This window comes from Marinomonas phycocola (assembly GCF_047525455.1).
Lineage (GTDB): Bacteria > Pseudomonadota > Gammaproteobacteria > Pseudomonadales > Marinomonadaceae > Marinomonas.
In genome coordinates this window covers 1-17933 of sequence record NZ_JBLIXL010000030.1, presented here as the reverse complement: position 1 = coordinate 17933, position 17933 = coordinate 1, and the positions used below count along the sequence as shown (strand labels likewise).

17 protein-coding genes and 2 pseudogenes are annotated in these 17933 nt (G+C 52.7%); 9 read left to right on the top strand and 10 right to left on the bottom strand.

What is annotated here, in order from left to right; all coding sequences use genetic code 11:
- The 6 genes and pseudogenes from ACMUMJ_RS16890 to ACMUMJ_RS15545 form a co-directional block, all read left to right on the top strand.
- Positions 1 to 634 (top strand): annotated as a pseudogene (locus tag ACMUMJ_RS16890) (P-type conjugative transfer protein TrbL); the annotation flags it as partial.
- 19 nt (positions 635 to 653) lie between these two features.
- Positions 654 to 1142: a conjugal transfer protein TraL gene (locus ACMUMJ_RS15565; protein ID WP_414679767.1), complete on the top strand. Its 489-nt coding sequence runs from the start codon at positions 654 to 656 to the stop codon at positions 1140 to 1142.
- 11 nt (positions 1143 to 1153) lie between these two features.
- A complete protein-coding gene (locus ACMUMJ_RS15560; RefSeq protein ID WP_527195822.1) occupies positions 1154 to 1786 on the top strand; it encodes a lytic transglycosylase domain-containing protein in 633 nt (210 codons plus the stop codon).
- Positions 1786 to 2514 (top strand): TraX family protein, encoded by a 729-nt coding sequence (locus ACMUMJ_RS15555; protein ID WP_414679766.1) that lies wholly within the window; start codon positions 1786 to 1788, stop codon positions 2512 to 2514. Before ACMUMJ_RS15560 ends, ACMUMJ_RS15555 begins: the two co-directional genes overlap by 1 nt.
- 13 nt (positions 2515 to 2527) lie before the next feature.
- Positions 2528 to 2953, top strand: coding sequence for an OmpA family protein (locus ACMUMJ_RS15550; RefSeq protein WP_414679765.1), 426 nt, complete (start codon positions 2528 to 2530; stop codon positions 2951 to 2953).
- Positions 2954 to 2961: 8 nt separating this feature from the next.
- Positions 2962 to 3129, top strand: a complete 168-nt coding sequence (locus tag ACMUMJ_RS15545) for a hypothetical protein (RefSeq protein ID WP_414679764.1) — start codon at positions 2962 to 2964, stop codon at positions 3127 to 3129.
- A gap of 221 nt (positions 3130 to 3350) precedes the next feature.
- Here ACMUMJ_RS15545 and ACMUMJ_RS15540 read toward each other — a convergent pair whose 3' ends face one another.
- The 9 genes and pseudogenes from ACMUMJ_RS15540 to traJ all read right to left on the bottom strand — a co-directional run bounded on the left by ACMUMJ_RS15540 (position 3351) and on the right by traJ (position 15221).
- On the bottom strand, positions 3351 to 3980 hold the full coding sequence (locus tag ACMUMJ_RS15540) for a recombinase family protein (protein ID WP_414679763.1): 630 nt from the start codon (positions 3978 to 3980) through the stop codon (positions 3351 to 3353).
- A gap of 154 nt (positions 3981 to 4134) precedes the next feature.
- Positions 4135 to 4488, bottom strand: a pseudogene (locus ACMUMJ_RS15535) (IS110 family transposase); the annotation flags it as partial.
- Positions 4489 to 4637: 149 nt separating this feature from the next.
- Entirely contained in the window at positions 4638 to 7772 is a 3135-nt protein-coding gene (locus ACMUMJ_RS15530) for a zincin-like metallopeptidase domain-containing protein (protein ID WP_414679762.1), read from the bottom strand.
- Positions 7773 to 7775: 3 nt separating this feature from the next.
- Positions 7776 to 8018 carry a conjugal transfer protein TraD gene (locus tag ACMUMJ_RS15525; RefSeq protein WP_414679761.1) on the bottom strand — a complete coding sequence of 81 codons (243 nt, stop codon included), beginning with the start codon at positions 8016 to 8018 and terminating at the stop codon, positions 7776 to 7778.
- 5 nt (positions 8019 to 8023) lie between these two features.
- Complete coding sequence (locus tag ACMUMJ_RS15520; RefSeq protein WP_414679760.1) at positions 8024 to 10084, bottom strand: DNA topoisomerase III; 2061 nt, start codon at positions 10082 to 10084, stop codon at positions 8024 to 8026.
- A gap of 14 nt (positions 10085 to 10098) precedes the next feature.
- Entirely contained in the window at positions 10099 to 10635 is a 537-nt protein-coding gene (traF, locus tag ACMUMJ_RS15515; RefSeq protein ID WP_414679759.1) for a conjugative transfer signal peptidase TraF, read from the bottom strand.
- Complete coding sequence (locus tag ACMUMJ_RS15510; RefSeq protein ID WP_414679758.1) at positions 10632 to 12539, bottom strand: type IV secretory system conjugative DNA transfer family protein; 1908 nt, start codon at positions 12537 to 12539, stop codon at positions 10632 to 10634. Before ACMUMJ_RS15510 ends, traF begins: the two co-directional genes overlap by 4 nt.
- A complete protein-coding gene (gene traI, locus ACMUMJ_RS15505) occupies positions 12536 to 14827 on the bottom strand; it encodes a TraI/MobA(P) family conjugative relaxase (RefSeq protein WP_527195821.1) in 2292 nt (763 codons plus the stop codon). The genes ACMUMJ_RS15510 and traI overlap by 4 nt, the downstream gene beginning before the upstream one ends.
- A 22-nt stretch (positions 14828 to 14849) precedes the next feature.
- Positions 14850 to 15221, bottom strand: coding sequence for a conjugal transfer transcriptional regulator TraJ (gene traJ / locus ACMUMJ_RS15500; RefSeq protein WP_414679756.1), 372 nt, complete (start codon positions 15219 to 15221; stop codon positions 14850 to 14852).
- 304 nt (positions 15222 to 15525) lie between these two features.
- Between traJ and ACMUMJ_RS15495 the strand changes: the two genes are divergently transcribed.
- Genes ACMUMJ_RS15495 through traM form a run of 3 tightly spaced genes read left to right on the top strand, consistent with a single transcriptional unit; the run spans position 15526 to position 17116 of the window.
- Complete coding sequence (locus tag ACMUMJ_RS15495) at positions 15526 to 15954, top strand: TraK family protein (RefSeq protein ID WP_414679755.1); 429 nt, start codon at positions 15526 to 15528, stop codon at positions 15952 to 15954.
- Positions 15954 to 16679 carry a PRK13886 family protein gene (locus ACMUMJ_RS15490; protein WP_414679754.1) on the top strand — a complete coding sequence of 242 codons (726 nt, stop codon included), beginning with the start codon at positions 15954 to 15956 and terminating at the stop codon, positions 16677 to 16679. Before ACMUMJ_RS15495 ends, ACMUMJ_RS15490 begins: the two co-directional genes overlap by 1 nt.
- Positions 16679 to 17116: a conjugal transfer transcriptional regulator TraM gene (gene traM, locus ACMUMJ_RS15485; RefSeq protein ID WP_414679753.1), complete on the top strand. Its 438-nt coding sequence runs from the start codon at positions 16679 to 16681 to the stop codon at positions 17114 to 17116. Before ACMUMJ_RS15490 ends, traM begins: the two co-directional genes overlap by 1 nt.
- A gap of 50 nt (positions 17117 to 17166) precedes the next feature.
- On the opposite strand, the gene ACMUMJ_RS15480 is transcribed toward traM, so the two are convergent.
- A partial coding sequence (locus ACMUMJ_RS15480; protein WP_414679752.1) for an IncP plasmid survival protein KfrC family protein occupies positions 17167 to 17933 on the bottom strand: 767 nt, incomplete at its 5' end.

Below are 17933 nucleotides of genomic sequence, written 5' to 3'. Positions count from 1 at the left end.
CGCCGCGAACCTGGCAAAAGGAACTGGTGCAGTAGCTAAGGCTAAAGCCATGGAGCGCATCGGTGAAACAACAGGCGGCAAGATCGCCGCTGCAATCAAAGGCCAAGGGGAAGACCCAGGGCAGGGCGGTAGCTCGTCCGGCGCTCAAGCAGCAACAGCGGCGGCCACTGGCGGCTTTATGGCTGGAGCTGCAAAGGCTGGCCGAGTCGCAGCGGATACCGCCGCGAACCTGGCAAAAGGAACTGGTGCAGTAGCTAAGGCTAAAGCCATGGAGCGCATCGGTGAAACAACAGGCGGCAAGATCGCCGCTGCAATCAAAGGCCAAGGGGAAGACCCAGGGCAAGGAGGTGGTGATAGCGGCTCGTCAGATTCTGGAGCTTCTGACAACTCACCGTCGTTCGATAGCGATAGCTTGAGCGGTAGTAACGGCGGCTGGGTAAACCAATCAGGCGGCTTTGATGCCCTGTCCAGCGAGGACCAGGACAAAGCCCGTCAATCACACGCAGAGTGGCAAGCACGCGACCCGGAAAAGCGCACCTTCGACGTCGGGGATTACGTTTCGTATGCCCAGGAACGCCAGCAGGAGCGCAACGAAGAGGTTGCCAGCTTTGTCAACAAAGGCCGTTCGGCCTAACTAGATAGGAGTAATTGAAATGAAACAATTTTTCGTTGCCCTTAGCCTGTTTGCAGCCGCATTTGCGTTCACTGCACCGGCTCAAGCGGCTTCTCAAGATGAATGTGCAATTTGGATCTGCCTGCCAGGCGGATTCCCTTCTGGCTGCGGGGCGGCCAAGTCAGCGATGCGTGACCGCATCAAAGACATGAAATCACCGCTCCCTAGTTTCTCGTCCTGCGCGGTTAATCCGCCGTCTGGTGGTGGTAGCCACATGACCTCTGATTTTGGTTATGCCGCTTATATTCCCGCCCGAAGAGTGTGCAGACAGTACCAGTACCACAGCTTTAGCAGTGATAACAAAGAATGCGTTGCCTATGAAACGATCCCCGAACAATACGTGAAAAACACCTTTTGCCACGTTAATCGTGACGGCGACCGTCGCCCGCGTTACTGCACTCGCACGTACCGTTGGGCGGAAGTGTTCATTGAAGGGCAGCTTGCAGGCCCAACTTACTACTGGAACTAAGGAGGAGCGTCATGCTGCCGTTCATTGCTGATATGCCACCTCTGGAACAAGAGCGCGTTGTGTGCTCAATCTCGGCTGCCGCGAAATATGAAGTGCCCGCCAATATCGTGCTGGCCGTGGCCGAGAAAGAAGGGGGCAAGCCGGGCCAGCGGGTGCGTAACTCGAACGGTACGCATGACGTTGGGCCTATGCAGTTCAATACTGCATACCTGGGCGACCTAGAGAAATACGGGATCACTACGGACGATGTGGCAGCCTCTGGCTGCTATTCGTTCGACCTGGCTGCTTGGAGACTGCGTGGCCATATCCTGCACGACTCCGGGGATATTTGGACCAGGGCGGCCAATTACCATTCCCGCACACCGAAATACAACGCGATTTATCGCGCCGACTTGATGCAAAAGGCGGTCAAGTGGGCCGACTGGCTTGATGAACACTTTTCGACTGTGAACGTGACCGCCCAAGGCGGTGCCACTCCTGGCAATGGGACTGCTATGCAGCAAGTCATCCAGGAAGCGGCCAGAATCGAGACTGAAAGCAATAATAGACAGTCTGAACGCCAGGTGCAGGGGAGTTACAGCCCGAGCCAGCAGACTGGCTATGTGCCGCGCACAATCACGTTTCAAAGCACGGGGGCAGAGTAATGACCGATAGCACCGCCTCTTTAAAATCCTCTTGGTTCTTGCCTCGCCTGTTCGTTGCCGATGGCACTGTGGAAGGCTTGAAGTGGCTGGGGTTGCTGCTTATGACCGGGGACCACGTAAACAAATATCTTTTCAATGGCACGCTGGCTTTTCTGTTTGAGGCTGGCCGCCTAGCAATGCCGATCTTCGTCTTTGTCTTGGCGTTCAACCTGGCCCGCCCGGACCAACTTGAAAAGGGAGTGTATCAACGAACAATGAAGCGGCTCGCGGTTTTCGGTGCCCTGGCGTCGGTCCCTTTTATTGCCCTGGGCGGCTTATACGCTGAATGGTGGCCGCTTAATATCCTTTTTACGCTTCTGGCCTTGACGGCCACGGCGTACCTGATCGAACGCGGTCACACCGTATGGGGCGCCCTGATATTTATGAACGCTGGGGCAATGGTCGAGTATTGGTGGCCTGCACTCTTGTTCGGCTTGGCTGCATGGTCATACGCCAGAAAGCCGACCTTATCAGCGGTTGGCGTTGCAGTTATCGCCTGTGCCGCCCTGGGATTTGTTAACGGCAATATGTGGGCACTGGCTGTGCTCCCCTTAATGTTCGTTGCAACCTTTTTTGATTTGAGAATGCCCCGGCTTCGCTGGGTGTTCTACGCCTATTATCCGTTACACCTCGGCGCTCTGTGGCTCATTCGCATTCCCATGAGCCATGCCGGATACCTGTTTTTTTGATTTGGAGTAAGTCATGCGTAAGTCATTTTGCACACTTCTAACTATTGGCTGCTTGGCCTTCACTGGATCGGCACTAGCCGCCTCGAACGACTACCGCGAACCAGTATCAAGCTCTGTTTCTGTCTCTTTTGCTAATAGCAGTACCACTTTTCAACCAGGCCCAACAAATGCTGTTCTTCTGGAAGCGGCCAGGGACGCATCCCTGGTCACTATCAATGGCCGTACCAGCACAACCCGCCCAAGCAAAAGGGATGAAAAGCTGGCTTTGGCTCGCGCTGTTTCTGCCCGTGATTACCTGGTTGCTCACGGCGTTTCGCCTCTCAAGATAATGATCAACTACGTATCTGCGGCTGACTTCGTGGCCGACAACAGGACTCCAGAAGGGCGGTATTTAAACCAGCGCGTAGATATTCAAATGATCTACGTTCCAATGTACTGAAAATAAGGATGGCAAAGGATGCTTCTAAAAAACTCGATGGCGATAAGACTAACACTGAACGTGCCGAGGCCATTATTAAGAAGCTGAACGAAAGCGAAAACCACCCAGCTTTAGCCGCTAAAGTCCGGGAATCTGAAAAAGAGATTTCCCAGCACAAGAAGCTAAACGCGGTATGAGAATGTAGAGCACCAAGAAGTAGGGGGCGTATATGAGAATACCCACACCAGATATGAGAGTGTAGGCCAAAGGCTCCAGAAGTCGCACGGTAAAACCCCACCAGGGTTTTACTTGACTGGATGGCTCTGGAAGAACCTGGCCGAAGCTGAGCGGATTGGCTGGATGCCGCCATGCTTGGGAGTACCTTGGATTTCCGATGGTACATTTGAATGAAGCCCCGCTAAGGGGCTTTTTTGTGTTTGGCCCAAACAAGTTTAACCTGGCTTTCGCTACAACTGGCCAGTCTAGCAGTCTCAGCAATTGTATTGTTAGGTCGCAGCTTAACAATAAGCTCATGCGTTTTGTGATCGGCCTTCCGGCCCTTATATTTTCCTCTTTTCTTAGCCTGGCTAATACCCTGTCTCTGGCGCTCCCTACGATCCTCGTAATCGTCGCGGGCCATCTGCAAAGACAGCTTTAAAAGCAGCTCCTGGACGGCTTCAAGGACGATCCTGGACACGCCTTCTGCCCCGGCCACAAGGTCGGACAAATCGACAACACAAGGAACGGCCAACATGGCCCCTTTGCCTTGTATCGTAGCAATCAGGCGCTCAGCTTCCGGCAGTGGCAGGCGGCTAATTCGGTCTATCTTCTCCGCAATCACCACGTCCCCAGGTTGCAAGTCCTCGATCATTCGCAGCAGCTCGGGGCGATCTGCCCGCGCTCCTGACGCCTTCTCTCGATACACTCCGGCCACGTAGTAACCGGCAGCCCTCGCGTCCTGAATAATCCCCTCCTGGCGTTCCAGGTCTTGCGAGTCGCTACTGACTCGCAAGTAAATCCGGGCATTCTGTGTCAGGCTCTTTTTCACCCTTGGTTCTCTGCAATCAGGCTAATCATTTTGCTCCCGCTTTGGTCAATTTTGGTATACTCTATTTGACTATTATAAACCGATAGGCCAATATAGACAATCAGCAACTCTATTTGTCTAGTATTTTTTAACCAACCCAAATTAACCAAAAGAAAACTTGAGCTTCTTCCGATTTAATACTGACGAATCGCATGTTTGGACGCATTGACGCTTCCGCAATAGCATCTGCATCAATGTAGTCATTTTTATTGGTTTTTACGTACGGTTTCACGTATTGAGGAGGAATAAGCTTGACATCATGACCAAACTTTTAGCATTGACGAGCAAGCCAATGAGAACCGCCACAGGATTCCATAGCTATGGTTGTCGAAGGGGTATTCGCGAGATGTTCGAGTAACTTAGTTCGTGTAAGACGCTTTCGATATTGCTCTCGTCCAGCATGATCGTGAGCAACAATATGAAAAGAAGATTTGCCTAAATCGATTCCAATGACTTTAATATTAAACATGATGGTTCGCGGCGGACCATCTAATTAAGCCCCGCACTAAGCGGGGCTTTTTGTTACTGGCTCCGACTATTCGACATCTTTTTTAACGACTGAGTCGATTGGCTTGGCTGCTCTCGATGATCGTATTTCATATCGCATGTATACCTCTCTTAATATCCAATGCGGGCCGACCGCTTTTGTTTATGAACTTGCTGCTCTGTCTGTTTCTGCTCGCGCTTGCGCTCCGCTTCCTGGACAGCCTTGCCAACCGTAGCCCTTACCTGGCGTTCAACCCCTTCACGGCCAAGGCTGCTCTTGGTAGCCAGGTCGTTGAAGTCGGTGTGCTTCTTCATGTGATCCAGGGCGGCCAACTGCTCCTTGCTGAGCAAGGCTTTCTGCAGGTCTGCCTTGCGCTCTTCCGGGGCCGTCTCCAGGGCCTTAGATGCTCGCAAGTGTTCCCGGTAGCTTTGGGGAGTGATCCGGGCAACGCCAGCCGGATACTCTGCTTCTCCTGGAGCAAAAACCGGGAAGGCTGCCTTTCCGCCGACCGCTTTGGCCGCTTCCTGTGCTTTGGTCTTGCCTGGGTTCGTTCCTTGGGTCAGTTCCTGGTGTCGATCATCGTCACCAAGGACCACAACGGGCTTATCAGGGAACTTATCATGCAGGGCCTTCGCTACATTATGAAGGTTGCCGGAATCGAACGCTGCCACGGTGGCAAACCCCAACGCCTCGGCATTGGTCGCGGCGGTCGCATAGCCTTCCTGAAGGACCAGGGCCGGGGCAGCTTCCAGGGACTTCATATCGCCGCCGACGATATGAAAACAACCTGCCTTGCGTGAATCCTTGGCGAAACGCTTGGTGCCGTCCTCCTGGATATATTGCATGGTCCACTGTTTGCCGTTCTCGTCATGCGCCGGAATGTAGGTCTTTTTGCCTTCGGCATCGGTTAGAACGCCAGGAAGGGGCTGGATGCCCTTATTTTGCATGTAAGGCGTTTGTTCGGTGGCAGGCACAAGGTTGGCCGTCTGCTTACTGACGCGCTCCGCTGTGGCTTCCTGGGCCTGCTCCAGCTCTGCCGCTCTGGCGGCCAGCTTCTCGGCTGCTTCGGCCTGGAGTTTGGCTTTTTCTGCTGGATCGAGCGAATACCCTTTAGACTTCCATTTCATATCAACGCCAGTGCGGTTATTTGAGATATAACCGGCAGGGTGGCCGTCAAGGTGCCCGACATAAAAACCAGCTCGCTCGCCTTTCTTGTCGCCTTCTACAAATACCCGGTGTTTTTTACCGTCCATGATTGGATGATCACCGCTGACAACGCAGCCCAATGACTTCATGGCTTTCGCAAACTCTTCGCGAGGCGACATGGCCGGGCCTTGTTGACTCTTGACGTTATCAGGCATCCAGCGGCTTAGGCGCTCCATATCGCCTTTAGGGCCGACATACCAAGACTTGGCCGCCTTATCCCACTGCGCTCCTACTGCCTTCGCCGCGCCCCGTTCACCATACGGCACAGCCAGATATTGCTTTTGCTGTCCTGCGGTTTGAGTCTGGCCTTGTTCCTGCTCCGGACGTTGTTGCGCCGGGGCTTCCTGAGCGGTCCACTGGGACCATTTGGCAAAGGGGGCAGTGTCTACGCCAGACGGAACAAACCAGGACTGTTGCTGCCGGTCCCAGCGTGCCCCAAGGCCCTTTGCTTCGTCTTTCTCGCGGTATGGAACATTGATATAGGTTCGATCCTGTTTCTCTGGCTCCGCCTGGGCCTGCTGCCGTTCTTGTTCGGCAATACGGCGCTGCATATCGCTGTCATTGAGCGTGGCCGTTGCTTCTGCGGTCTTCCGAGCTTCTTTAGCCGCTGAAATGTCGTCATCCGTGCTGTTCGGGTCCAGGCGCACGCGAACTTCATTCACCCTGGAAAGCTTGGCCGCCTGTTCGTACTCGTTGGTTTCGGACAGTGCATCAACCAGCCCTAGCAGGTTCACCAGCTCGTCGGCTTGGTTCTGGCTATTGATATCCGCAACCCATTGGTGCATCCCATTTTCATGCTGGGCATAAACGCCCCAAAACTCGGGTTCACGGCCAACCGCGTGCACGGGTTCTACGAACTGCTCCCCGCCGTCCTCGATGACCACGTTACCTTGAACCTGAACAGCTCCGTTCCAGTCTGCCGGTAAGTCAAAACCGAGCACCTGCCGTGCCGTTTCTTCAAATTCCTGGGCGTCCGTCTCTCCGGCAGCCAGGCGGCGCCGTTCGTTAGCAACCTGGTTGATTGCCTGTGAATCTTCTTGTGATAGTGCGGAAAGCAACTGATCGCGCATCTTTTGGTTGTTGGTGGGTAATTGCATCCCGGCCTCCTGTGTTTGCTCCGGGGCGGCCTCTAGCTTCTGCGTTTGGGCCTGGTCTTGCTCCTGGACTAGCTTTTGTTCAAATGCCAAAACGTAGTTCGACATTTTCTCTGCATCGGACGTTGCACGGAAAATCTCCAGCGTGTCTTCCTGGAGCGCCTTAATCCAGGAACCGACATAAGCGGCGTGCTGTTCTGGATCGTGACCAATTCCCAGCTCGTCCCCCATAATCAGGCTAAAACACTCGGCCTTTAGCTCTTCCTTGGCGTACCCTTCCGATCCGAAAGGATGGGCCATATCTCGGTCAAGCCGTGAGCTGTGGCCGGTCCAGTGTCCCAACTCATGCAGGGCGGTCGCATAGTAGTTATCTGCGGTCGGGAACTGCTCTTTATCCGATAAATGTATGCTATCGGTCGCAGGTCGATAGAAAGCCCTGTCATGTTCGCCGTGGCGAATATCAGCGCCTGACGCCTTCAAGATATGTTCGGCTCTCTCTACTGCGTCCCAGGTCTGCGTTTTCTCTTTATGCTCCAGCGGCGGCATACCGTCGATTTGCTCGCCGTTGAAAACGGTCGCAAAGAACACGCGGGGGCGCTCCAGCATGACGGTTTCTTTCACCAGTTTGCCTTGTCCGTCCAGGACAGGCTTGCCGTTGTCATCGAGCTTGTTTTGTTCCTCGGAAAACTTCCAATACTGAACCGGCGTCCCCTTCTCGCCTTTGCGAACCTGGGCACCAGTTGCTTTGGCTTGCTTGTAGGTCAGCCAACGGCTATCACCATGTCCTTGGGACATTAGGTGAATAGCGTTGATACCTTTGTAACGCTTGCCGGTTGTTGGGTTCATCGGCATGAAACCTTGGGAACCAGGTTCCCAAGGTTTTTGCCAAGGTGCGGTGCCTGCTTTGAGTTGTTCAATCAGGTTTTCCGCTACTGTTTCGTGAAATGGTTTTTTCTCGGCAGCCATCGGTTAGCCCTCCTTGTCGTCCTCTGGCACTGTCGCGTCTACCAGGTCCGCATCACTTTCGGCGGCGTCCTCTTCTGACAGTGCATCCTCAACAAACGCCCCTACGGTTTCGGCTTCTTCCGGGTCAAACTCGGCTTGGTAGCCAGAGGTCATTGCGTCATCCAGCTTTTCGCGCAAGGCTTCGGCTGCATTCGCCTGGTCGTCAAAAATGCTTTGTTCCAGGTTGTCATTGGTCTGTGTAGTCATGTGTATTAATCCTTGTCGGTATTGTTGCGTCCCTTGTTGTAGTTGGGACGGCCTTTAACATCGGGATAGGTCTGCTTGCAGGCCGGGTAATTGGAACAACCCCACCAAAAGTGACCTTTCTTTTTTGGAAGCGGACGACGAGATAAGCCAGCGCCGCAAGACATGCACTTGAATACATCGGAAACCGGGGCTGCCTCTTTGCCACCAGCAATTGCAACCGCGCCGTCATTAGCTTTAGCAACCTGATCCCTAATGAAAGCCTCTTGCTTGGCAATGAAAGCGGCTAGATCGGCTTTGCCAGACTCGACGCTTTGCAGCATTCGTTCATAAAGGGAAGTTAATACAGGGCTTTTAACCACTTCCGGCAGGACATCAATCATGCTGCGCCCCAGGGTTGTACTGATAATTTGCTTGCCCTTAGTCTCCAGGTACTCGCGTCGCTTCAATTCGGAAATAATCGAAGCCCGCGTTGCTTCGGTGCCAATCCCGTCACCTTCGCGCAGCATCTTCTTGTGCTCTGGCTCGGTGACAAAACGGTGAATGTTGACCATTGCAGTGATTAACGTACCTTCGGTGAATCGAGCCGGGGGCTTCGTCTTGGCGTCCCTTCTCGCGGCTTGGCCGCAAGTAACCGCGTCACCTTGACCCATCTTAGGCAGTGACTGACCTTCGTCGTCCTGGTCGCTGTCGTCTTCGTTTGAGTTGTCTAAGTACACGTCATGCCAGCCACTTTTCGTGACTACCTTGCCTTTCGCGCTGAACCTCTCGCATTCAACATCAACGGCAACGGTCGTGCTCATAAACTCATGGATCGGGTAGAACTGAGCCAGGTATGCCCGCACTACCAGGTCATAGATATTGCGCTCTTTGTCATTGAGCTTGTTTAAATCGCCCTTATGCATCGTCGGGATAATCCCGTGGTGGGCCGATACCTTCTTGTCGTTCCAGGTACGGGACCGAATACTGGTATCCGCTCCGTCAAAAATTGACGCCAGACCGGGATTAACTGCTTTAACCGCGGCCAGTACGTCCGGGGCATCGGCAAACTGAGATTCCGGCAGGTAAGCACAATCGGTTCGCGGGTAGGTGGTCAGCTTGTGTGTTTCGTACAAAGACTGACAGGTTTTGAGTACGTCCTCGGCGCTGTAACCGAAGCGCTTGGACGCTAGGGCGGTCATGTCGGAAAGACTGAACGTCAACGGATGATTTTGCTTTTTGGCTTCCTGCTTATATTCGCTAATTGAGCCAGGCTTTCCGGTGAGTAATTCAACCAGGGCATTCGCAACGGCAGTGTCTACAAGCCTACCTTCAGCATCGAGGCCCGCTTGATCTTCCTTAGCCTTCCAGCTCGCCCAAAATGCTCCATTCGGGTGCTGAATTTCGGCGCGAATAGTGTGGAACGGCACAGCCTTGAATGACTCAATTTCACGGTCCCTAGTGACTACTAGGGCCAAGGTAGGGGTTTGCACTCTCCCAACCGTTAACAAGGCCCTAGAGCCGCCCCGCTGCGCTCTCAGTGTGTACGCTCGGGACAGGTTCATACCAATGAGCCAATCAGCTTTTCCGCGCCCTTCGGCAGCGTTTGCAAAGCCGTGGTACTCCTTGTTGTCCTTCATGTTCGCCAGCGCTCGTTTAACAGATACCGAGTCAATAGCGTTCGACCAATAACGTATCACCAGCTTTTTGTTGTTGAAATGCTCCAGCAGTTCATCAACCAATAGTTGGCCTTCACGATCGGGGTCGCCAGCGTTCACGATTTGCGACGCGGATTTAAGCAGCCCGCCGATAACTCGAACCTGTTTCTTGGCGTCATCCTTGGGCCTTAAAATCCATTCATCGGGGATAATTGGCAGTTCATCAACACGCCAGATTTTGCGCCCCTTATCATTCGTGGGTACATCATCAGGGGTGTATTCATCCGGCCCCGCTTGCTCCAGCATGTGGCCGAAACACCAGGTAACTTTGTCGCCGCCACATTCAATGTAACCGTCACCCTTTCCGGTAACGCCCAGCTCGGCGGCAATGGCTTTTGCAACCGAGGGTTTTTCTGCAATAAATAGTTTCATGGTGGTTCCCTCCCCTACCAAGTAATAACTGGACGAATGACGCTCTTAACTTGTGAGAGACTGACTGGCCCGAAGTAGCGACCATCAAATGAGGTATCGCTTACATCAGACATAAGCAGCAGCTCAGAGATGCCGAGTGTGTATTGATTAGATTGGTAGCGCGGCAGCTCGCGGCCAGCGAGGTCGGCCTTAATGGGCTTACTGTGCGGTAACAGCTCACCATCAACGGAAACGCCGTTATCCGTGACCGTTACCGTATCGCCTTTAGCGGCTAAAATTCGCTTCATCATGTAGCCGTAATCACCAGGGCAGAAACCTCCAGCGATATAGTCACGATCTTTGGCTGTGGCAAAAACACCAACGTCCGGGGGACAAAACAGGACATAGGACCCTTTTTCAATAGGGGCATCAGTTGTCCAGTAAAGCCCTACCGGAATGCTCTTGGTGGTGTTGATACGCGCCCCGGCTGCGTAGCTAATGGCAGCAGCCGACATTGCAGCAACACCGGCAATGGCTACCCCTGCATAAATGCTTTTCAGGCTGATTTTCATATTGTCACGCCCTCCCCTTCTGACTCCTCAACAATGCGCAGCTTGTCGCTGATTTTTGGGGCATCGACGCTTGCGCGGGCCTGAAAAACAGGGTCTTTGAAATAAAGCGGCTGCTTGCCATAAACAGCGGGATAACCGGCAACGTAAATCACCATGTCACCGGCCTTTTCAATGTCACCGGCTGCATTCTTGGTAGGCCCTGGCATACGCAAACATTCATCAGGGGTGAGCAATGGGCGCTGCACTTCCTGAATGGTGCGAGAAACCTGGCCGAGCATGGCCGACGTTCGGCGGCCACTGGTAGTGATCTGCTCTTTGACAACGGTGGTTTGCCCAGTCAGGCGTGACAGGTGTTCCGCTGTTTCAATTCGGTTCGGCGGGTAAGCATTCTGAACGTGGCAGTTAGACGTTATGGTTTCGTCTGGACCATAGCCAGTTTCACGGCTTTTAAGCTGGTTCAAATCCTGGCAAATTAGGTAACACTTGATGCCATAACCCGCAACAAATGCCAGCGACTCTTGCAGAATCTCCAACTTACCCAGGCTCGGGAACTCGTCCAGCATAGCCAGCAAGCGGTGCTTGTAGTGTGCAACTGGACGCCCTTTCTCAAACGACATTTCATCAGCCAAAAGGCGAATAATCATATTGGTCAGCACGCGCACCAGGGGACGCAAGCGGGCCTTGTCGTTCGGTTGAGTCACGATATACAAACTCACTGGGTCATCGTTGTTCATCAGGTCTTTGATACGGAACTCAGACTTGCTTACATTGCGAGCAACCACCGGGTCACGGTACAAGGCCAGGTATGACTTGGCCGTTGAAAGCACGGAACCGCCTTCCTCTTCTGGTCGGTCCATCATGTCGCGGGCAGCAGAACCAACCGCTGGATGATTTTGGCCGTCAACGTGGCCGTAAGTCGCCATTTCGATCCAAAGTTCGCCAGTGTCGCGCTCTGGATCGGCCAGCATTGCATCAACTACAGGCAGGCTTGCCGGGGTGCCTTCGTTCTTCGCTTTGTAAAGCGCATGAAGAATGACGCCAACCAATAGGGCGTAAGATGTTTTCTGCCAATGCGAATCCATACCCTTGCCATCAGGATCAACAATAAGCGTCGCCAGGTTCTGCACGTCCCCAACTTCGTATTCTGTTGCGATCCTGATTTCATCAAGGGGATTCCAGCAGACACCGCCATTACTGGATGCTGGTTCAAACCGTAGCACTTTGTTTTTGGCGTGCTTTTGCCTCCACCCTGCGGTCAAGGCCCATAGCTCCCCTTTCAGGTCGGTTATGACGCTACTCTGAGGCCATGAAAGCAAGGTAGGAACAACCAAACCGACGCCCTTACCCGAACGGGTTGGGGCATACGTCAAAACGTGCTCAGGCCCATTGTGTCGCAGATAGAAAAACTTACCGTCTTTATCTTCCCAGCCGCCGACATAAACGCCGGTTGAAGTCGCTAGGTCTTTACCCGTTACTACTTCCAAGGCTGTACGACCACGCGGCAGCAAGCCCGCCGCCTCAATATCTTTCTTCTCAGCCCACCGGGCCGAACCGTGCAGATATTCACTGGCTTTGGAGCTGTTCGACGTGACCACCTTGGCAATGGCAACACCCAGCAAGCCAACGATCGTGACAACCATACCGATACTACCGGAACGCATGAACTCGTCAGGGTAGATGCTATACCAGTCACCGGCCCAGCTCAGAATTGACCAGGGCGCATACACATGACTGATATGGCTACCAAGGTTGTCCTGGTAATTAAATGTGTAAGCGAAAAACTGCGTTGCCGCTTGCAAACCACCAAGTACGGATACTGCGCCTAGGGCTGGCAATAGACGTTGTTTCTTCGGTTTTCGGTCCCGTACTTGCGGACCAACTGCGTTGTTTATTTTTGGCTTCATCTGCTCCTTCCTTTTGATCTTTTGAGCGAACCTTGCGGAGTGACTGTCACCGCTTCACCGATACGAACGCGCTTCATTCGTTGCGCCGTGGCCTTGTCGATTTGCAGCACTAAGACTTCATCCCCGCGATTTAATAGGGCCAATGACTGCCCCTGAACATTCCTAATGCCGCCGTGAGTAACCGCACCATCCTGATTAGTATATCGTGAATGCTTCGGTATATCGAAACCTTTTAGGCGTTTCTCCTCCCGCTCGGCAATGTATTTATCTGCTGCGCTGATCTGATCTGGCGTTACTCCTCCTGACCCAGAAACTCCCCATCGCAGTTGGTTATCTGGTTTGGCTCCTTGGTGCTCCAGCTCACCAGGTGCATTACCCGGCAAAAGCACTTCACCTCCTCGGGCGAAGCGAACCACACCGAGTGAGGACAACGTTCGCAGACGGTTTTTTGCGAAGGACGGCGGTTCTCCTCCAATGCGCCCAACGTTGGGCTTGTTGAGGATAGGGCGGCTTCCATTTCCGGCGTCATTTCGACGGTCTGCGGTGGTGCTTCCGGTGCTGGCTGACTGCCCGCGCCCTCGCTGGCCGTCTCCGACTCTGCCTGTTGTTGCTGCTCGACTGTCGACGGCTTCTCTTCCGTTGTCGTCGGCAGGTCCCCGCTCAGCGCGGCCATTGCTGCGTCTATTAGCTCGTCCTCGCTCATTTCCTCTTCCGGCTTGTTCGTTTCGTCGGTCATTACTGTTCTCCTGTTGTAATAGCTGCTGCCTGCGGCGCTCCAGGCCCGCATCAGCAAAAGTGATTGGTAAGTTTGAAGTGGCGGCGGCAACGATCACCTGGGCTTTAAATCGAGGTGAACCAGTAACCGTGATCCGGTTTCCATATCGTTCCATTGCCACGCGCAAGGCTTCGGTCACGGTGTCGCTGTTGGCAGCCTTGGAAACCTGCAATTTGTCGCCATCATCTCGAACGGCACTTTTGCCAGTGCGGAAAATAATGGTTCCTTTCTTGGTGATATTGTCCGTAACAGGGGCGTGCCCAGGCTTTGAAACGCCTTCCCCCTTGATAGTGTCGCCCTGGAGTCCCTTAGATTGATCCCGCGCTCGTAGAGCATCCAAAGCCTTCTTGTCACCATTAAGCGCCTGCTGTTTAAGCCAGTCCGCCCAAGCTCGACGCTTGTACTTGTCGTACAACTCTTGCCGCTCTCGCTTGTAGTCCTTATTAATTGACTGGATTTCATCTTTCAAGGCTTTGTGGGCTTGCGCATAAAGTATTTTTTTAGAAAGGCCGCTGCCGCCCATTAGCTTTATAGCTGAACGGCGCAAACGGTTAGCCCGTTTGGCTGCCTCTATCCGACGATCCTTTTTTCCCCTGGCGTTATCCCATTCAATTTTGCGCGAAGCGGTGAGGTTCTTTTGGTTTTCCTGATACCTGGCGTACAACTCGGTTGTATTGACTTTGAAGTGAGTAGGGCGCTTGTCATATCGGCGCTTTGCTTTTCGCTCGGCTTGCGCCGCTGTTTCTTCAAAAGCCCCAAGTCGCGCTTCCAGCTTTGGCTTGGATAAGTCACGGGCGACGGTACTAGCCTTAACTTGGGTTCCGTCCTCAGACTCAATAACAAAGCCATTGGCTCGCTGGCGAATCTCCAGCCCGTTATCGCTCATAACATGGTGCAGCTCTTCCCAGGTCTTGGCTGTCTTTATTTCTTCCAGGCATTCCCCCTTAATCCAGCTCACCAAACTTTCAATGCCAGCGTGCCGTTCCATATCAGACGCCCGACCCTGAGAGACACTTTTGCGGCCCTGGTGATTGTCCTTCTGCAACCCATATTCATCTTCTAGCGCATCACACAATCCGCCCAAGGTTCGATAATCCTGATAAGGCTCGTGCATCGTATTTCTGGTTGGATGAATTTTATTGATTGCAATATGAATATGGACGTTATCAGTGTCGTGGTGTACAGCACTGACCCGTTGATGCTCCGCATAACCAAGCCCGGCACAAATTCGCTCTTCTACCGCTTTCAGAACGTCATCCTCGGGCTTTTCTCCAGCCGGGAAGCTGACTATTAGATGGTATGTTTTATCGCCCTTAGCGCGTGTGTTGCCCTGCTGCGTGGCAAGCACTTCACCAATTACGGCCTGCATTGTGTCAGCCTCGCAATTGGTCGCATTAACCAAGCCAAGGCGCTCGGTTTTGCTTTGCTCGTCGGTGATATATTTCACCAGACCAGAAAAGTCAGATTTTTTCAGCGAGCGCATAGGGACGTGCTTTGCTATCAAAAACCACACCCTGGAGTTTTAGCCGCTAAAATCATGGCTCCGACCTCGGCATAACAACCTTGGTCATAACCTTGCCCATTTCTTCCTGTGTCGCTTCAATCTTGCTGAGAACAGCAAGGATTGTTGACTGGCCGAACTGAGCCGTTCGCACGTCATCCGTTAACCAAAGCTTCAACAGTCCGCCCAAGCGGCCAAGGTCGCCATTTATCCGGGCCAACTCCCTGACCTGTTCGTAATCGACTATACCCTTGATTTGGTAGCCCTGGCCGACTTCACGCAGATAGCGGGCAACACTAGTGCCTGCCCGAGCAGCTTGAGCCTCGATTGCTTCTTTCTCGTCGTCAAAGACTGGCACCCGCAAATGATGTGATCGCTTTTTACCAGGCTTCTTTTCCTCGTTCATTTATTTGCACCTCTCTATCAACCAGCGGTAGCCTCGCAGAACAGGATTCCCCGTTGAGCGCCCCCGGCGCGAATAAGGGAGAGTGAAGTTAGTTAATCGGCTCCGCCAATTAGCTAACTTCACATATCCTGCCCGCTTTACAGTGTTGTTTACGCCAAGGAAAGTGTACACCAGCTATTGTGTTTTACCATGTTTTTCGTTGAAAAATTGCGAATATATCGTAAAATGCGCTAAAGGCATCAAAACGGCGCTTTACACGATAGAATGCACAGAAATACACAGGTTTACGTTTACAGGTTGATAAATGGGAAAATTCACTGGCGGGCTGGAAAAGTGGGTCCAGGAGCGCGACAAGCGGCAAAAAAAGAGACGGCAGGACGCATCTGCCGTTGAATTTTTATCCGTAAAAAAGGATGTGACCGAAGCGATAGAAGCGGGCTATTCACTCAAGACAATTTGGGAATACCTAAGAGAAGGCGGAAAGTTACGGTCTACTTACGAGACTTTCCGCCGACACGTAAAACGCTTTATCAAATCCGCACCAAAGGACCAAGCGACGACTTTAGCCGCTAAAAATGAGACTGACACTCCTGCTTCTGAAAAACAGCAAACCGACAACAAGTCGGAAGCTGCACCAAAGGCGGAAAAAACCGAGATCAGAGGAAAAGAAAAGCTGCCCGGCACTGGCGGCTTTAACTATCAAGCAAAACCTAACAAAGAGGATTTAATCTAATGGCAAAAGTACATCTTGTTTTGCAAGGAAAAGGCGGTGTCGGAAAATCTATGATTTCCGCCATTATCGCCCAATACAAAGCTAGTAAAGATCAATCGCCTGTGTGCATTGATACCGACCCGGTAAATGCCAGCTTTGAAAGCTACAAATCACTGAACGTCAAGCATCTTAATATTCTGCAAAACGATGAGATCAACAGTAGGGCCTTTGACACTCTCATTGAAATGATAGCGACAAGTGAAGATGATGTGATTATTGATAATGGGGCCAGCTCGTTCGTCCCTTTGACACACTACCTAATCTCGAATGAGGTCCCCGCGTTATTGCAAGAAATGGGGCATGAAGTTGTTCTTCACACAGTCATCGCCGGTAGTTCATCGCTTTTGGATACGGTCAACGGATTTTCTCAGCTTGCCAGCCAATTCCCTGCTGAATCGCTATTTGTTGTATGGCTAAACCCATTCCTCGGGTCTATCGAACTCCAGGGCAAGAAGTTTGAACAGATGAAAGCCTATACAAACAACAAAGAGCGAGTTACGGCCATTATTGACCTTCCAAGACTCAAAGAAGAAACCTATGGCCGCGACTTCTCAGAAATGCTCGAAAACCGCCAGACGTTTGCCGAAGCCCTGGAAGATGAATCTCTAACAATCATGACCAGACAGCGCATCAAAATCGTTCGGGGCCAAGTGTTCGGACTGCTGGATAATGCGGCGGTGCTGTGATGGCCGACAAGATCGAGGAAACCATAAAGGAAATCGCGGCCAAACACGGCATAGCTGTGGGCCGTGATGACCCCATCTTGATCCTGCAAACCATCAATGACCGGCTAATGCAGGAAAGCACTGCGGCCCAGCAAGCCAACCTAGACGCCTTTAAGAGCGAGCTGGAAGAGATCGCGCATCGGTGGGGGGATGACGCAAAGAACAAAGCCGAAAGAACGCTGAACGCCGCTCTAACGGCCAGCAAAGAGGCAATGTCAGCCACCATTAAAGAAAACGCCAAGGCAACGGCAGCGGCGGCCAGACAGCAAGTAGAAGAGGCCATTGCCCAGGAACTCAAGCCTTCGATCCGGGAAGCCCGCAGGGTGTCTTATATGAATTTGATTGCGGCTGGAATGGCTGTTTTCGCGGCGGGCCTTTCGTTATGGGCGTCATGGTAGAGGTATTATAACAAGATAAAGAAAAGCCCGGCTATGCCGGGCTTTGTTGTTTATTGAGGAGGTCGATTCAACCCAAGGGATAAGCCCCTGCTTTTCTCTTGGGTTTGCTTCTTCCCCTGCTCCTGTTTCTTCATTAAGACTTGGTGTTGCCGCTCCACCTGTTTCATTGAATCCCAATCTGCAGCCAGCTCGGGATTCTCTGCCCGCATCTTCCTGGTCGCCAGCTCCTCAACACGCGGCGAATGCAACCCCATACCTTCCTTGATTTCCCGGACCGTCTCCAGGCGAGCATGTAGCGTCTGGAGCCTGCCTTGCTGCTGCGCTTGGGATGCCTGCCAGGCCTTTCGGGTTCCAGACATGAGCATGAATAAGAAGCCTGGGCGGTTTGACTGCGTTTGCTGCAACCGAGCTTGCTGCCGGTTGATCAAATTTTCTAGCCGGTCCTCGATGCTTTCAACCTGGTCATGCTTGCCCTGGACATACATAGCAAGGGTTTCTTGATAACCCTGCTCAACTGACGCCCCCTCAATCATGGCCTGCTGCTCGACTTCCAAGCCCTCAGCAGACGAAACCAGACTCTCCCCAGTTAATCCCGAACGCCCCGCGCCTTTTGAGCGCGGCGGCGCTTCAACTCGGTTCGCGCCCAATCGCTCGACTCCTTCATGTCTTGCCGCAGTGATTCTTTCTCGGATTGCGTCAACGGTCTTGGCTGATTTGAGGTGTCCAGCTTCACCTTGTGTGAGTTTGTCGGTTCCATAACCAAACGTCTCCTGCCAAAAATGATTTATACTCGGGCCATGCTTATTTTCAATGGCTG

Coding starts and splice junctions, on each gene's coding strand:
- ACMUMJ_RS15565 (WP_414679767.1), top strand. CDS start 654: ATGAAACAATTTTTCGTTGCCCTTAGCCTGTTTGCAGCCGCATTTGCG.
- ACMUMJ_RS15560 (WP_527195822.1), top strand. CDS start 1,154: ATGCTGCCGTTCATTGCTGATATGCCACCTCTGGAACAAGAGCGCGTT.
- ACMUMJ_RS15555 (WP_414679766.1), top strand. CDS start 1,786: ATGACCGATAGCACCGCCTCTTTAAAATCCTCTTGGTTCTTGCCTCGC.
- ACMUMJ_RS15550 (WP_414679765.1), top strand. CDS start 2,528: ATGCGTAAGTCATTTTGCACACTTCTAACTATTGGCTGCTTGGCCTTC.
- ACMUMJ_RS15545 (WP_414679764.1), top strand. CDS start 2,962: ATGGCAAAGGATGCTTCTAAAAAACTCGATGGCGATAAGACTAACACT.
- ACMUMJ_RS15530 (WP_414679762.1), bottom strand. CDS start 7,772: ATGGCTGCCGAGAAAAAACCATTTCACGAAACAGTAGCGGAAAACCTG.
- ACMUMJ_RS15525 (WP_414679761.1), bottom strand. CDS start 8,018: ATGACTACACAGACCAATGACAACCTGGAACAAAGCATTTTTGACGAC.
- ACMUMJ_RS15520 (WP_414679760.1), bottom strand. CDS start 10,084: ATGAAACTATTTATTGCAGAAAAACCCTCGGTTGCAAAAGCCATTGCC.
- traF (WP_414679759.1), bottom strand. CDS start 10,635: ATGAAAATCAGCCTGAAAAGCATTTATGCAGGGGTAGCCATTGCCGGT.
- ACMUMJ_RS15510 (WP_414679758.1), bottom strand. CDS start 12,539: ATGAAGCCAAAAATAAACAACGCAGTTGGTCCGCAAGTACGGGACCGA.
- traJ (WP_414679756.1), bottom strand. CDS start 15,221: ATGAACGAGGAAAAGAAGCCTGGTAAAAAGCGATCACATCATTTGCGG.
- ACMUMJ_RS15495 (WP_414679755.1), top strand. CDS start 15,526: ATGGGAAAATTCACTGGCGGGCTGGAAAAGTGGGTCCAGGAGCGCGAC.
- ACMUMJ_RS15490 (WP_414679754.1), top strand. CDS start 15,954: ATGGCAAAAGTACATCTTGTTTTGCAAGGAAAAGGCGGTGTCGGAAAA.
- traM (WP_414679753.1), top strand. CDS start 16,679: ATGGCCGACAAGATCGAGGAAACCATAAAGGAAATCGCGGCCAAACAC.